Origin of the sequence: Brevundimonas sp. (assembly GCF_032055285.1) — a bacterium.
GTDB lineage: Bacteria > Pseudomonadota > Alphaproteobacteria > Caulobacterales > Caulobacteraceae > Brevundimonas.
In genome coordinates this window covers 278,658-293,109 of the sequence record NZ_DAMBRE010000004.1, presented here as the reverse complement: position 1 = coordinate 293,109, position 14,452 = coordinate 278,658, and the positions used below count along the sequence as shown (strand labels likewise).

Here is a 14,452-nt window from a genome sequence, read left to right as displayed (position 1 = left end):
CGAACGGCGGCGATCTCGGATCTCCGACCTGTGCGATCAGGCCTCGCGCGCAGCGCGAGGCCTTTTGCCGCGGGAGGTCAGGCTTCGCGCGCCGCACCCCTGCCCGCCGGGCAGGGGTGCGGCGCGCGCCCTTTTCTCAGGGTAAGACCTGATCCCGCGACTGGTTTCTCTAGGCTCCTATGGTTGTCGAAACGCGGGAGCCCTCATGTCCGACACCGAGAAAGATCAACGCTTCATCACGGGCTCGGCCTCGGTCGAGTTGTCTGCCAACCGCACCAGCCTGTCGTTTGAACGGACGCGTATGAGCGCCGACCGGACCCTGATGTCGGTCGTGCGCACCTCACTTTCCTTGATCAGCTTCGGCTTCACCATCTTTGAGGCGTTTCGCCAGTTGCAGCATACGGACCTCCTGCCCGAGGGCGGCTCCGCGCCGAAGAACATGGGTATGGCCCTGGTGGTGCTGGGCGTCACCCTTCTGGTGATGGGGATCCTGAGCCACATGCATTTCGGTCGGTCTCTGAATGAACGCCGCGCTCGACTGTTCTCCTGGCAGTTGATGCACAACGATATTCAGTATCACGCTACCCCTACCTTCATCATCGCCTTCCTTCTGCTGGTGGTGGGCGTGGTGGCGATGATCTTCATGGTCGGTCGGACGCTGCTTTAGCGCCCGACGCATCCGGGCGCTGAACCTCACCGTATCGGAAGCGGTGACGGCGTCGTCGGCGAAGTTGTGTTCATACTGGACGCTGAGTTGGACCGGTGTGGACCCGAGGGTCTGCAGCCTGGTGAGTTGGACCCCGACCGGCAGACTGCTGAAGCGGCTGTCCTCCCAGTCATAGACGAACTGGATCTCCGAGGTGCCGACGGACCCAGCCGCCGCCCAGGGATTTCACCACAATCGGTTGGATCTGGCTGATGTTCACATCGGCCTGTCTCCGTTCCTGATCGCAGGCGACATGGAACAGGTTCTGGTTGAAAGCGCCGAGCAACAGGCCCTTGGCGGGCTGGGCTACGTCCTGTCGGGGCGCAGGAACACGGTGCTGACGGGCATGCTCTTCTTGCTGTTCGCCTTTGCGCTGGTGTTGATCATCGATATCGACCGGCCGAACGGCGGCGGGGTGCGCGGGTCTCAACGCGCCATGATGATGCTGCGCGAGACCCTGGCGGCCCAGCCGCCGTCAAGTTTTGATCGTACCAGAGCCGAGCCGGCCGCTGTCGGAGGCGGTTAGGCGCGGCGCGCGCGGCGCGGCACCCTGGCCTCTATGCGCAGGCCCTGGTCTCCGCTGAACAGATGGAGGTCGCCGCCCAGTTGCATGACCCGCGCTCGCATCCCTGACAGCCCTACGCCCCCGTCATGGAATGCCTGCTCCATCGAGGAATAGTTCATGCCCACGCCGTCGTCGGCGACGGACAGGATGATGCAGGTGTCGTCATCAAACAGATCAATCGTGACCTGTCTGGCGCGGGCGTGACGATGGACGTTCATCAGGGCCTCCTGAGCGACCCTGAACAGGGCGACCTCGGCGTCGAATGACAGGAAGGCGCCGTCCAAGCGTATATCAACCAGGATTGTGAGACCTGTTCGACGCTGAAAACCGCAGGCCAGCCGTCGAAGCGACTGCTCCAAGCCCTGTTCGTTCACCGCGGGCGGATGCAGCAGGAAGACGAAGGAGCGCATTTCGCTCTGAACCGTCTCCAGCAAGCTCTGCATTTCGTCCAGCGCCAGGCTGTAGGATGAGCTAGCCGAATGGCGTAGGCGCGAGAGGATCAGGCTGAGGCCGACCAGATGCTGGACGGTGGAGTCGTGCAGTTCGCGTCCGATCCGCCGCCGCTCGCCTTCCTCGGCGTCAAGGACCTGACGGGCGATGTCGCCTTTCAGCGCGCTGGCTTCATCGGCGGACAACTCGACGGCGGCGCCGACGATCCGCGTATCGTCGCCCTTGCCGGACGCCATGACGCGCGAACAGAAGTGCAGCCAGACCGGTTGCCCATCGTCCTGGGGCACGGCGATCACAAGATGGGCGGCTTCCTCGGCACCCAATCCACGCAACTGGGCCACATGGGCGTTCAGTGCGGCCTCATGCTCGTCGCGCAGTCTGTTGCGGAAGCGTCTGAACTCGAAGGCTCCATGTCGGCCCGACAAGCGGTGGGCCAGAATGGGATCGATGTAGGTTGAGGAACCAGTATTCAGGTCAAGTATATAGGTCATTCCGACGGTATTGCGCGCCTCAGAGTGACGCGTGGCGTAGGCTGCCGTCTCTTCGCGCATATGTGTCGGGACGCCCGGGGTCATTCGCAGCCATTTTCTTTTGAGCTGCGGTAGCATATCAGGGTTATGCCTGATGTGCTACTCAGTAGTTTGCCCCATTCTGAATTCCAAAGCGTAGCTTGGAGCGAGGTATGTTAAGGATAATACTGGCAGATGATCACGAAATTGTTAGAAGAGGGGTGCGTGAAACGGTCGCATCTCAAGATGGATGGCAGGTTGTAGGTGAGGCGCCGGATGGTGAGGCCGCCTATGCCCTGACCATGGATCTGAAGCCTGACATCGCCATTCTGGATGTCTCGCTTCCCCGGATGAACGGCATCACCCTGACACGTCGGTTGAAACAAGACGCGCCGGACGTGTCGGTTCTCTTGATCACCATGCGCGACGACGATGAGACGGTGAACGAAGGTCTCGCGGCCGGGGCCAAGGGCTATATCCTGAAGACGGATACACAACAGCATTTGGGTGCGGCGATCTCCGCCATCGGCGCGCGGCGACCCTATTTCTCGCCCTGGGTGTCCGAGCTTCTGTTGGACGGGTTGGCGAATGGGCCGCGGCGGTCGCGCCTACAGGCCTTCACCACGCGCGAACTGGAGGTGGCGCAACTGATCGCGGAAGGCGAGGGCAACAAGGCGATCGCCCACAGGCTGGGCATCAGCGTCAAGACCGTCGAGACGCACAGGGCCTCAGCCATGCGCAAGGCCGGGGCCAAGAACGCCGGCGAATTCGTGCGTTTCGCCATAAGGCAGAATCTCATCGTGCCGTAACCCGGTTCGGGGTTTGACCTGATCGCCTCGTGGCGGGTTCCGTTTCAGCCTTGGGCCTCACAGCAGGAGAAGGCCCATGTCCCGACGCTCCGTACTGGCGGCTTCATTGGCGGCGCTGGCGGTGGTTATGGCGAGCGGTTCCGCCAGGGCGGAGGCACCGCAAACTGAGCCCGGCGCGACACAGGCGGTCGATGCGCGGGCGACGGCCGCCCTGGATCGGATGTCGGCCTATCTGGCCGGCCTGAGAGCTTTTGAAGTGACCTCGACCGCCACCCAGGACCTGGTGCTCGACGACGGTCACTCGGTGAAGCTGGGGTTGCGCACCCGCTATCTGGCTCAGCCTCCCCAGCGGCTCTACGCCGAGGTGCATAGCGATCGCCAGCACAGGAACTTCTATTTTGACGGCGCCGCTCCGACCATGACGGCTCCGCGCATGGGCTTCTACGCCAGCGCGACCGCACCGGGATCTATTCGCGACCTGATCGACGCCCTGGCCGACGAATACGGAATCGACCTGCCTCTGGCCGACCTGTTCCTGTGGAACGCCCGTTCGGCGGATGTGCAGCCGACTGGCGCTGCCGTGATCGGCTATGCCGAGGTCGCCGGGCAGGAGACGGACCAGTATCTCTTCGTCGGCCCCGCCGCCGAGTGGCAGGTCTGGATCAAGCGAGGAGACGCTCCCTTGCCGCTTCGTCTTGTGGTGACCGACACGACCGATCCTGCCCGGCCTCAGTTCGCGGCGGACCTGACCTGGAATGTCGCCCCGACGCTGACAGCCGAGCAATTCACCTTCAAGCCGCCGCACGCGGCTCGACGGATCGTCTTCGGAGACATGACGACGCAGGAGAGCGACCAATGACTCGTCCGGCCACAACCTGCATCCTGGTCTGCTTCGTCGCGACCGCCGCGCTGAGCCTGGCCGATATCGCCAACGCCCAGGCTCGGCGCGGCCATCACGGACCGAGCAGCGCCCACGCTGCGCAGCGGGATCACAACCGGGGGCCAGGCGCGGGTCGGCCCGACCGGCCGGGACCATCCGCTCGTCCGCCCGGCGGACGTCCGCCCGGCGGGCGACCTCCGGGCGGTCGGCCGGATCACAATCGGCCACCGGGCGGCGGTCACCGTCCGCCGCCTCCGCACCACATCGATGTGGACGTCGATCACCACTGGGATCGGCGCTGGGATCGTGACTATGACGTCTGGGATGCGGTGGGGACCGCCGCCGCCGTCACCGCCACGGTGGCCGTGACCAATGCGGTGATCGGCTCGGTGACCCGCAGCCTTCCGCCGTCCTGCGTCGCACGTCCTTACTCGAGCTTGACCTACTACTATTGCGGCGACACCTGGTATCAGCCCAGATACTATGGTTCGAATGTCGAATATGTCGTGGTGGAGCGTCCGTATTGATGATCGGCAAGTCCTTCGATCCCAAGTCTCCTCCTCGCGTCGAATTAGAGGGCGGCCTGTTCCGGATGGGTTCGGACGACCACTATGATGAGGAAAAGCCAACCAGGCCGGTGGTCGTGGATGCTTTTGTCATCGACGCCTATCCGGTGACAAACCGGGATTTCGGCGCCTTTGTCGAGGACACGGGTTGGGTCACGATCGCCGAGATCGCGCCCGATCCCCGAGCCTATCCGGGCGCCCTGCCGGAGATGCTGCAACCGGCGTCTTTGGTCTTTACGCCGCCGCCAGGCGCAGTGCCTCTGCATGACATCCGGGCCTGGTGGCGTTTCGAGCCCGGCGCCGACTGGCGTCATCCACGCGGACGAGGCAGCGATCTGAAGGGGCTGGACGATCATCCGGTTGTCCATGTCGCCTGGCTGGATGTCGAGGCCTATGCCCGTTGGCGAGGCGCCGATTTGCCGACGGAGGCGGAGTGGGAGTTCGCCGCGCGCGGCGGACTGGATGGCGCGGCCTTCGCCTGGGGAGAGGAATTGGAACCCGAGGGGAAGCTCATGGCCAATACCTGGCAGGGGCAGTTCCCGTGGGACAACCGAAAGCCGTCGGGCAGTCGTTACACCAGTGAAGCGGGGGCCTTTCCGCCCAATGGGTTTGGTCTCTACGACATGATCGGCAACACTTGGGAATGGACCCAGGATTGGTGGTCTACGACGGCGAAGGCCACGAAGTCCTGCTGCGCGCCCCGAAATCCGCGCGGCGGGGATCAGGCCGAGAGCTTTGATCCCGCTCAGCCCCAGATCCGTATTCCCCGCAAGGTGTTGAAAGGGGGGTCTCACCTCTGCGCGCCGTCCTACTGCCGTCGTTATCGCCCAGCCGCACGCCACGCCCAACCGGTCGATACATCGACCTCTCACGTTGGCTTTCGCTGTGTGACGCGCCCGGCTTGAGGCTCAGAAGGCTTCGCCGATCCGGAAGTACAGACCGTGGCTGTCGCGGCCGACGGCGTAGTCGATGCTGAGGTTCACGCCATAGGCCTCGGACGCGCGGTAGCGCAGCCCCAAGCCCGCAGCGGGCAGAAGCTCGCCCTCGCCGATCTTGTCCAGATCGGCGGCGACCCCGCCGACGCCCGCGAACACGACGACGCCGAAGCGGCGTGACAGGCTTTGCCGGAGTTCCACCTGTCCGGCCAGAAGGGCATGGTCGCGAAAACGTCCGCTGGCGTACCCACGCAGGTCGGCGTTTTGGCCAAAGGAGCACAGGTCGTAGAAGGGCGCTCCGTCGCCGACATTGCAGAGCGACACCCGCGCAGCCACCACCGTGTTCTCGGCCAGCGGCGCATAGGCGTTCAACGAGGCTTGAAGCCGCGTGTAGTTGAAATCTCCGCCCAGAGCCTCGTCAGCCCAGACGTAGTCAGCGGTTCCGTAGAGGCCGCGCCTGGGCCCATAGGGGGAATCGCGCGTGTCGTGTTCCAGCGCCGCGCCCAGGGTGACGGTTCGACTGTCGCGTTCCAATGGCGGGATTGTCAGGTCGCCGGGAAGGTCGATCTCGCTGAGATCCAGTATGGTTCGGACATCCAGATAGCGCCCCGTGACGCCCAGATAGGTCCCGTCGCGAATCCGGGTCAGGATGCGCCCGCTGGCGAAATGCACCTTCTGCTCAAGCGCAATGGACATATCGCGCGAACCTGCATCGGCGCCGATGCCGTAGAAGTCCACATGCAGGTCGCCCAGACCCGCGGCGGCGTTCAATCTCAACCGGTCTTCGTTGAAGTTGGCCTTGTGAAAGACGGCGGCGCCCCAGCTCTTGCTGTCGGTGTACATGCCGCCCACCCCGCTGGTCCAAGGCACGGCGCGCCCGCCCGGGCGATACAGAGCCATGGCGGCCAGACCCAGGCCGCTGCCGATGGCGGGGCTGGAGACCGGGATGGGCATGATCACCGTGTCCCGGCCGGCCGTTTCAGAGACCGTCTGGATCGAGCGATTGGCTTCCTCGATCGTCCATTCTGGATCGGAGGCCTGCGCCATCGCCGCCGCCGGCGCGAAGGCGCAGGTTAGGCCAGCAACTACCGTGATCAGCTTCACCTCGCCTGGCTCGGAAGGGACGCTGTCATCGTGCGCAGCGTCTCGGTGATGGCGTCCTGCGCACCGTCGCCGGTATGGAGTTTCTTGCGCGATGCCGCGCGCCACGCCAGACGCCCGGAGGCGCGGTCGGTCAGGTCCAGAATGAGGGCGCCTTCGGTATAGGTGTCCGTGTGGGCGCTGAACTGCGGCGCGCCATAGACACCCCAGCGAGAGCTTGCACCGCCCCAGGAGTCGATCCGGGTTTCCTGTCGCTCATCGACAGCCACATAGTAGGCGACCGTCAAGGCGGCCGACGCGGGATCGGAGATTTGGCGGTAGCCCTTTTCGGTCAGGGCTTGCTCGACCGCCCGACGGATGCGCTGGTCGATGATGTCGTTGGCGGCTCGTGGGTCCTGGTTCGAGTAGGACGGGACCGGCGCCCAGGCGAAGGACGAGCCTGCCTGGACCGACACTACATCCGACCTCACGACATCGACTTCCATCCCTGGACTGGCGCAAGCCACGAGGCACGGCGCTGTCACCAGGGCAAGGCTGAATGAGAACATTCGCAACATGTCGAGAGCCTCAGCGAGGTTTGACGAAGCCATCAACTTGTCATCGCCAGGACATTTGGCGATCAGGTATTACCCGGGGACCCACGACCAATCTGGCCACGCTCAAGACAGGCGCGAGTCGAAACCGGCGCCGAGAGGGTGGATCAGAGGTATCAAGGAATGGGGCGAACCTCAGCCTAGCCTGGGTGTTCTCGGTTGCTCAGCGCCTTGGGGGCCACTCCAAGCTCAGCGCCAGCACCATTGCTGCGCCGAACAAAGCCCCTTCAAGTCCAGCCGTGGCGGCTTGGCTGACTGGCCCGAACGTCGCCTCGCCGAACAGGCTGCCTAAGTGGTCCAGCTTCAGTCGCGCGCCGGGGAACTGCTCCGCCAATGCCGCCAGGCTCCCGCCCATCAGTCGACCGCCGAGCAATGCGGCGATTGTCGCGGCGGAACCGGTCAGAACACCGCCCGCGAGCAGGGCCATCCTCTTGGGGCGTTCCTGTGCGATCCAGACCCCGGCGCCGATGGCGGCGCCGAGCAGCAGGCCTTCGCCCGCGCCAGTCATCGCCCTGGGCGAAGAGCCGAACAGAAGGGAGAAGGCGTCCAACCCGGCCAATCGCACCACAGCGCCTGTGATCATGCCTCCCAGTGCGCCGCCAACCATGAGGAAGGGGGCGGGCTGGCGTGGGACGAAGGCCGCCGCCCCGACGCCAAAGCCGACGCCCGCGCCGCCGATCATCCCGACCACGGCCGTTAGGGCCGCAAGGACCAGCAGGCCGGACACTGCGCCGCCTGCGCCGTCCGCCACGCCTGCGAACCCATAGATGACGCCCCCGACTACGCCCGCCACGCCACCGCCGATCAAACCGGCGCGACCCATGCCGACGAACCGCTTCCTGGCCTCCAGCCTCGTGCGGGATGGCGCCGGCTTTCCGTCGTAGGAAGGGGGGTATTGGGGCTCGGGTGCGGCGGGCGAACACGCTTCGACCCGCGTGACGGGTGCGATGAAGCGATAGCCGTGCCGCGGCGCCGTCTCGATGAACTTCGGCCGCGCCGCAGCGTCGCCCAGCGCCTTGCGCAGGGACCGGACGCATTGCGTCAGCGCCTCGTCCGTCACCGGCACGCCCTTCCAGACCTCGTCCAGAAATTGCGCCTTTGTGACCAGACGACCGTCCTCGACCACCAGCAGGATCAGCGCATCCAGATATCGCCCGGACAATTCCACCGTCTGGCCGTCCTCGCTAAGGCGGCGGTCAACCGGGTCCAGCACGAAGCGGTCGAAACGATAGGCGGCGGTCACGATTTCAGTGTTTCCTCATTTCACGCTCACGGCTTTCATCGCCCGCTTCGCCATCCTCGGAGCCTCAACCAAGCCGGAAACGAAGGCAATGACCAACCCCATCGCACCTACTCGAAATGATCGCCTGACGCAGACCTTGCGGGTCGTTGGATGGGGCCTGGTGGCGGGGCTCCTGATTACGCCCGCCGTCGCCATGCGGTTCACCGACGCCGTCCAGTGGACGACCTCTGACTTTGTCTTCGCGGGGGTCATCCTGGTCGGCGCGGGCGTCGTCGCCGAGCTGGCCGTGCGGGCGTCAGGCGACTGGTCGTATCGTATCGGCGCGGGTCTCGCCGTCCTCACCTGCGTGCTCTTGCTGTGGATCAACGGAGCGGTGGGCATCATCGGTTCTGAGGACAATCTGGCGAACCTTTTGTACCTCGGAGTCATCGCCGCCGTTTTCGTCGGCGCCGTAGTCAGTCGCTTCGATGCGCGCGGACTGTCTCTGACCATGGTCTGCGCCGCCGCGCTTCAGGCGCTGATCGGCGCTCTCGCTGTCCTGCGCGGATGGGGCGAGGGCGCGGAGAACTGGCCACGGGCGGTGATCGTGCTCAGCACCCTTTTCGCCCTGATCTGGCTGGCGTCAGCCTTCCTGTTTCGCCGGGCGGCGCGTGCGGCAGCCTAACGCCTAGAGGCATGGGGTTCTGGCCGGGCTGCCACGGGGCGCAGCGGAGGACCTTCTGTGTCGCGCGGCAAGAAACCAGCGTAGGGGGCGACTAGACGCGCCCCTTCACCGGCACCAGCGCACCCGTGACAGCTGAGGCGGTGTCGCTGGCCAGGAACAAGATCACCGCCGCCAGTTCCGCCGGCTGTACCCAGGTCGAGACGTCCGCGTCCGGCATGTCGGCGCGGTTGGCGGGGGTGTCGATGATGGAAGGCAGGACGGCGTTGACCGTCAGGGCCGACGCCTTGGTTTCCTCGGCCAGGGCCTCAGTCAGCTTGTGCACGCCCGCCTTGGAGGCGGCGTAGGCGCCCATGCCGGCGCCGGCCTGAAGCGCACCCAGGGCGCCGACATTGACGATGCGCCCGGCGGTCGACTGCGTCAGGTGGGGCAGGGCGGCGCGACAGGCGTTCAGCACCGTCGTCAGGTTCATCCGCTGCATCCGGCCCCAGCTTTCCAGGGGGCCGTCGGTCATCTGCCAGACGAAGCCGCCGACGGCGTTGAGCAGATTGTCCATGCGGCCAAAGCGCTCGACCACGGCGTCCATGGCGGCCTGGGCCGCGGCTGGATCGGTCAGGTCGACGCCGCCTAGACCTAGCCAGTCGTGGCCGTCCTCACGCGCGATGGGACCGAAGTCGACTGCGGCCACGGCGTCGCCCCGCGCCAGGGCCGCGTCCGCGATCGCCCGTCCCAAAACGCCTGAGGCGCCGGTGATCACTGTGACTCGCTTGCTCATCGGGCTCTCTCTTTCGGTCTGTGGTTCAGCTTCGGGTGTGGCCTGGACGGGGTCAAGGCAGGGAAGGTGCGCGATCTCTCTGCGAAAGCGCCCTCTGCGTAAACAGTGATTTTCCGGTAGGTTTCTCCGTCTTCGAGCCGTTGTCCGATGGTCGATTTGACGCCTTAACTGCCTTGGCCGGGCGGACGTCCCTGCGTCCGAGGGGCGGTTCATGTCGCTGATTCAGATCGAGAATGACGACGGCGTGGCGGTAGTGACGCTGAACAGGTCCGATAAGCACAACGCCCTGAACGCCGAGATGATGGTCGGGCTGGCCGAGGCCTGGGATCAAGTCGCGCGCGACGAGAGCGTGCGCGTGGTTCTTCTGACCGGAGCGGGCGAGAAGGCCTTCTGCGCGGGGGCGGACCTCGGCTCGCTGGCCCCTCTGGCGACGGGAGCCCGCTTGCCGCAGACCGCATTTGAGCAGCGTTGGGTCGATGAGCATCAGTCGCTGGTGGATCGCGCATTGCTGCGCAACACCGACTTTCTCAAGCCCGTGGTGGCGGCGGTCAACGGACTGGCGGTGGCGGCGGGGTTCGAGTTGATGCTGGGCGCCGACATTCGCGTCGCATCTTCGGCCTCGAACTTCCAACTGAGCGAAGTGAGGCACGGGCTGATCCCCAGCGGCGGGGGGCTGGCGCGGCTGCCGCGCCAGATAGGCTGGGCCAACGCCATGGAGATCATTCTGGCGGCCACAACGATCAATGCCGAGCGCGCGCTGTCGATGGGTCTGGTCAATCGCCTCGTCGCGCCCCCGGACGTGCGGCGTTCGGCCAAGGCTCTCTGCGCCCGGATCGCCGAGGGCGGGCCCCTGGCGCTGCGCAAGGCCAAGGAGGCGGTGGTGCGCTCCAGCGGCTGCGACCTGCAACGCGCCTTTCAGGTCGAGCAGGACTGCCAGGCGGTCGTGATGGCCAGCGCGGACGCCCGCGAAGGCCCGGCGGCCTTCATGGAACGGCGGGCGCCGCAGTTCACAGGGCGATAGGCATGATGTCCGGGGGCGTCTGTTTTCTAGATAGTTTCGTCACGCGAACAATTGTCATGATCAAGCGGACATGTAGGGTGAGCGTCAGGACCGGTTGCAGCGCGTGGGGGCGTGAGGCGACGGCCTGCTTAGAGAATGGCCGGGGGAGGCTGTGATTTCTATCTGGGACGGCATCGAAGAGTATATTTCGGTCGTGGAGACGGGCAGTTTCACCGCCGCCGCCGACCAATTGGGCGCCTCGAAATCCTTTGTCAGCAAGCGGGTCAGCGAGTTGGAGACGCGGCTCGGGGTGCAACTTCTGAAACGCACCACGCGTCAGGTCTCGATGACCGCCATCGGCGAGCGATTCTACGCCTCGTGCCGGGATATGCGCCGGTCGCTGGCCGCCGCCAGCCACGAGGCGGCGCAGATGCAGCAGACGCCGACGGGCAAGCTGAAGGTGTCCTTGAACGACACCTTTGACGTCAACTTCATCTCGGCGGTCATCGCCGACTTCGCCTGCCAGTATCCGGGCGTGGGCATCGAGGTCCACGCGGGTTCGCGCGAGGTGGATCTGATCGGCGAGGATTTCGATGTCGCCATCCGCTACGGCGACCTGATCGATTCCAGCCTGAGGGCCGCCCGCATCGGTTATCTGTCCTTCTGCATGTGCGCCTCGCCCGCCTATCTGGCCGAGCACGGAACGCCCAAGGGGATTGCGGACCTGAAGAACCACATCTGCCTGTCCGACCTGACCGGTCACTGGTGGTTCAACTCGACCGACGGCGCTGAGAAGGTGCGGGTCAACGGCCGCTGGAAGAGCAACAAGGGGGCGGCGCTGCGGGTTGCGGCCGTGCGCGGCCTGGGCCTGGCCCAACTGCCGATCGCCTTCGTGCGCAGCGAGCTGGCGTCCGGCGCCCTGGTCGCGGTCGAGGACGAGTGGAGTTACTACGACCGCGAGGCCTGGGCCATATTCGCGCCGGGCACGCCGGTTCCGGCCACGCTGAGGCTGTTGCTCGACTTCCTGTCCAGCCGCTTCGCCCGCACTCAGCTGCGGCCCTGGATGCAGACCTCACTGGCCGAACTGGACGTCTTCCTGGCAGGGAGAAGCGCGGTCGAGCCCGAGGCGGTCGGCTGAAACTGCGCCCGCCGATTGTCCGTCCGCGCGAACGCTCAGTCTAAGCACGACGCCTTATCGCTGCGCCCGTTCTTGATAACGTGCCGGCTCAGTCTGCACCGTCACAGGCGGGCAGGCGCCGCTATCGCTGAACTTTAGACGTCGGACCAACCGGCGCTTTGGGAGGATTATCCATGGTCGACCGGTTCCCCATGCCGATTCCGTTCGGTTGGTTTTTCGTCTCCTATTCGAACGAGCTGGAGATCGGCGACGTGAAGCCGGTTCGCTACTTCGGCGAAGACCTGGTGCTGTATCGCACCGAGGGGGCGTCGCCGGTCTGGCCGAGGCCTATTGCCCCCATCTGGGCGCCCATATCGGTCATGGCGGGGTGGTCGAGGGCGAGACCATTCGCTGTCCCTTCCACTCCTGGGCCTTTGATCTGAACGGTGCTTGCAAGGAAATTCCCTATTCGCGGATCATTCCGCCGGCGGCGCGCAAGCCGGGCTGTCTGAAGACCTATTCGATCACCGAGACCAATGGCGTGGTCTGGGCCTGGCATCACCCTCAGGGCGTGGCCCCCCTGTTCGAGGTCGAGGTGCTGGAAGAGGTGTCGTCGCCCGACTGGGGGGCGCCGATCCGCTATGAGTGGACCTTCGACAGCAATCCGCAGGAGATCGCCGAGAACGGCGTCGATCTGGCCCACTTCAAATACGTGCACAAGATGGACGCGGTCCCTGAGGGCGAGAGCCACTACGAGGGCCATGTCCGTCGCAGTCTGGCCGCGGGTCAGCGCACGATGGAACTGCCGGACGGCACGGTCCGCACCCTGGATACCGAGGTCCGCACCCTGCAGACCGGCGCCGGTCAGAAATCGACCCGCTTCAAGGGCATGGCCGACCTGCTGCTCCAGGTCCTGGCCACCCCGGTCGAGCACGACAAGGTCGAGCTGCGCTTTGAATTCCGCCATCCGAAATTCCCCGAAGGCGCGCCCGAGAACGAGATGATCCGCCGCTCGATCGCCGGCATCATCGGTCAGTCGGGCGTCGAGGGCGATATTCCGATCTGGCACACCAAGATCCACCGCGTCCGCCCGCTGCTGTGTGACGGCGACGGCCCGGTGCTGCGCTTCCGCGAGTATTTCGAACAGTTCTATCAGTTCGACGGCGGGCCTGCCGCCCGTGTCGCGGCGGAATAGACGCGCCTTTCCCTTCACTCAGTAGACAGGCGTTCTGATGGGAATGGCGATGGGATCGGAACGGCACGCCCACGAGGTTGCGCCCATTCCGATCCAGCAGTGTTCAATCCGGATCGACAAGGAGGACATCAAGTTCTCCGCTGGTCATTTCACCCTGTTCGCGGACGGCGCGCGCGAGCGGCTGCACGGCCATAATTTCAAGGTTGCTGCGGTCATCTCGACCCGCGTGGCGGCGCACGGAATGGCGTTTGATTACAACATCATCAAGCGCGCGCTTCGGGCCTTGTGCGAGGAGCTGGATGAGTATGTCCTGATCCCGACCCAGGCGCCGTCGCTGACGATCAGCACGGTCGGGCGCAGCGTCGTCATCGTCTTTGGCGAGGACGAGTTCCGCCTGCCGGCCGATGATGTGCGCCTGCTGCCGATCCGCAATACGACGGTCGAGGAACTGGCCGCCTATCTGTTGAACCGGCTGGTGGGGCAGGAGGCTTGGTCGGCGCGCTGGGGCGTGACCGAGATCGCACTGGAGGTCTCGTCCGGTCCCGGCCAGTCGGCCCAGTGCCGCTGGCGGAGCGTCGGCGCATGAGGCGCGGCGTCGTCGTGACAGGCGGCAGTCGCGGCATCGGTCTGGCCACGGCGCGGTTGTTTCAGGGCCTCGGTCATGAGGTGGTCAGCCTGTCGCGCTCGGCGCCGCCGACGCCGGAGATTGAACATCTGGCCGCCGACATCACTGACCTGGCGTCGGTCGAGCGCGCGGCAGCGCTTGTGGCCGAACGTGCGGCGATCTGGGACCGGACGGTCCTGATCCACAACGCCGCCGTCCATCGCCACGACACGGTCCCCGATCTGTCGGCGCGCGATCTGCTGGCCGTGCTCAGCGCCAACCTGGCGGCGCCCCAGGCGCTGAACCAGCGCCTGGTCCCGGTGATGAAGCCGGGTTCGTCCATCCTCTATGTCGGCTCGACCCTGGCGGAGAAGGCGGTGGCGGGCGCCGCCTCCTATGTTGCCAGCAAGCACGGCATGATCGGCCTGATGCGAGCCACCTGTCAGGATCTGGCAGGCAGCGGCGTCCATACCGCCTGCGTCTGCCCCGGCTTCACCGACACCGAAATGCTGCGCGCCCATGTGGGCGAGGCGATCGAGGCGATCACCGGCATGGTGGCGGCCGGGCGGCTGCTGAACCCCGAGGAAATCGCCGACCTGATCCGGGTCTGCGCCGACAGTCCGGCCCTGAACGGCGCCGTCCTGCACGCCAACCTGGGCCAGATCGAACGGTGAGCCGAGTGTTCACGACGAGAAACAAAGCCGTCGTTCAGGCGGACTTATCCCGCAGTTCCCGCTGAATAT

The 14,452-nt window shown here is 65.4% G+C and carries 17 protein-coding genes; 12 read left to right on the top strand and 5 right to left on the bottom strand.

Features of this window, described 5'->3' with window-relative positions; genetic code table 11:
* Window positions 1-205 precede the first annotated feature (205 nt).
* Both RTY13_RS11770 and RTY13_RS11765 read left to right on the top strand, forming a co-directional pair.
* Window positions 206-667 carry a DUF202 domain-containing protein gene (locus tag RTY13_RS11770; RefSeq protein WP_312783622.1) on the top strand — a complete coding sequence of 154 codons (462 nt, stop codon included), beginning with the start codon at window positions 206-208 and terminating at the stop codon, window positions 665-667.
* 193 nt (window positions 668-860) lie between these two features.
* Complete coding sequence (locus tag RTY13_RS11765; protein ID WP_312783620.1) at window positions 861-1,232, top strand: hypothetical protein; 372 nt, start codon at window positions 861-863, stop codon at window positions 1,230-1,232.
* Here RTY13_RS11765 and RTY13_RS11760 read toward each other — a convergent pair.
* Window positions 1,229-2,212: a histidine kinase gene (locus RTY13_RS11760; protein WP_312783618.1), complete on the bottom strand. Its 984-nt coding sequence runs from the start codon at window positions 2,210-2,212 to the stop codon at window positions 1,229-1,231. The two genes, RTY13_RS11765 and RTY13_RS11760, sit on opposite strands and share 4 nt — an antisense overlap.
* Window positions 2,213-2,391: 179 nt before the next feature.
* On the opposite strand from RTY13_RS11760, the gene RTY13_RS11755 reads away from it, so the two are divergent.
* The 4 genes from RTY13_RS11755 (at window position 2,392) to RTY13_RS11740 (ending at window position 5,390) form a co-directional block, all read left to right on the top strand.
* The gene (locus tag RTY13_RS11755; RefSeq protein ID WP_312783616.1) at window positions 2,392-3,039 is read left to right on the top strand and encodes a response regulator transcription factor; all 648 of its coding nucleotides are present in this window, start codon (window positions 2,392-2,394) and stop codon (window positions 3,037-3,039) included.
* Between the two features lie 76 nt (window positions 3,040-3,115).
* Entirely contained in the window at window positions 3,116-3,898 is a 783-nt protein-coding gene (locus RTY13_RS11750) for a DUF2092 domain-containing protein (protein ID WP_312783615.1), read from the top strand.
* Window positions 3,895-4,446 carry a hypothetical protein gene (locus RTY13_RS11745; protein ID WP_312783614.1) on the top strand — a complete coding sequence of 184 codons (552 nt, stop codon included), beginning with the start codon at window positions 3,895-3,897 and terminating at the stop codon, window positions 4,444-4,446. The genes RTY13_RS11750 and RTY13_RS11745 overlap by 4 nt, the downstream gene beginning before the upstream one ends.
* Window positions 4,446-5,390 (top strand): formylglycine-generating enzyme family protein, encoded by a 945-nt coding sequence (locus RTY13_RS11740; protein ID WP_312783613.1) that lies wholly within the window; start codon window positions 4,446-4,448, stop codon window positions 5,388-5,390. Before RTY13_RS11745 ends, RTY13_RS11740 begins: the two co-directional genes overlap by 1 nt.
* Window positions 5,391-5,393: 3 nt before the next feature.
* Here RTY13_RS11740 and RTY13_RS11735 read toward each other — a convergent pair whose 3' ends face one another.
* The 3 genes from RTY13_RS11735 to RTY13_RS11725 form a co-directional block, all read right to left on the bottom strand.
* Entirely contained in the window at window positions 5,394-6,467 is a 1,074-nt protein-coding gene (locus tag RTY13_RS11735) for a BamA/TamA family outer membrane protein (protein WP_312783611.1), read from the bottom strand.
* Window positions 6,468-6,520: 53 nt separating this feature from the next.
* Window positions 6,521-6,991: a DUF4136 domain-containing protein gene (locus RTY13_RS11730; RefSeq protein WP_312783610.1), complete on the bottom strand. Its 471-nt coding sequence runs from the start codon at window positions 6,989-6,991 to the stop codon at window positions 6,521-6,523.
* Window positions 6,992-7,277: 286 nt separating this feature from the next.
* Window positions 7,278-8,357 (bottom strand): winged helix-turn-helix domain-containing protein, encoded by a 1,080-nt coding sequence (locus RTY13_RS11725; protein WP_312783608.1) that lies wholly within the window; start codon window positions 8,355-8,357, stop codon window positions 7,278-7,280.
* An 88-nt stretch (window positions 8,358-8,445) separates the two neighbouring features.
* Here RTY13_RS11725 and RTY13_RS11720 point away from each other — a divergent pair, with 88 nt between their 5' ends.
* Window positions 8,446-9,021, top strand: a complete 576-nt coding sequence (locus RTY13_RS11720) for a hypothetical protein (RefSeq protein ID WP_312783606.1) — start codon at window positions 8,446-8,448, stop codon at window positions 9,019-9,021.
* Between the two features lie 91 nt (window positions 9,022-9,112).
* Here RTY13_RS11720 and RTY13_RS11715 read toward each other — a convergent pair whose 3' ends face one another.
* Window positions 9,113-9,793, bottom strand: a complete 681-nt coding sequence (locus RTY13_RS11715; protein WP_312783604.1) for an SDR family NAD(P)-dependent oxidoreductase — start codon at window positions 9,791-9,793, stop codon at window positions 9,113-9,115.
* 211 nt (window positions 9,794-10,004) lie between these two features.
* Between RTY13_RS11715 and RTY13_RS11710 the strand changes: the two genes are divergently transcribed.
* The 5 genes from RTY13_RS11710 (at window position 10,005) to RTY13_RS11690 (ending at window position 14,383) form a co-directional block, all read left to right on the top strand.
* Entirely contained in the window at window positions 10,005-10,814 is an 810-nt protein-coding gene (locus RTY13_RS11710; protein ID WP_312783602.1) for an enoyl-CoA hydratase-related protein, read from the top strand.
* A 151-nt stretch (window positions 10,815-10,965) separates the two neighbouring features.
* Window positions 10,966-11,931 carry a LysR family transcriptional regulator gene (locus tag RTY13_RS11705; protein WP_312783600.1) on the top strand — a complete coding sequence of 322 codons (966 nt, stop codon included), beginning with the start codon at window positions 10,966-10,968 and terminating at the stop codon, window positions 11,929-11,931.
* Window positions 11,932-12,139: 208 nt separating this feature from the next.
* On the top strand, window positions 12,140-13,105 hold the full coding sequence (locus RTY13_RS11700; RefSeq protein ID WP_312783598.1) for a Rieske 2Fe-2S domain-containing protein: 966 nt from the start codon (window positions 12,140-12,142) through the stop codon (window positions 13,103-13,105).
* Window positions 13,106-13,142: 37 nt separating this feature from the next.
* A complete protein-coding gene (locus RTY13_RS11695; protein ID WP_312783596.1) occupies window positions 13,143-13,691 on the top strand; it encodes a 6-carboxytetrahydropterin synthase in 549 nt (182 codons plus the stop codon).
* A complete protein-coding gene (locus RTY13_RS11690) occupies window positions 13,688-14,383 on the top strand; it encodes an SDR family oxidoreductase (RefSeq protein WP_312783594.1) in 696 nt (231 codons plus the stop codon). The genes RTY13_RS11695 and RTY13_RS11690 overlap by 4 nt, the downstream gene beginning before the upstream one ends.
* Window positions 14,384-14,452 lie beyond the last annotated feature (69 nt).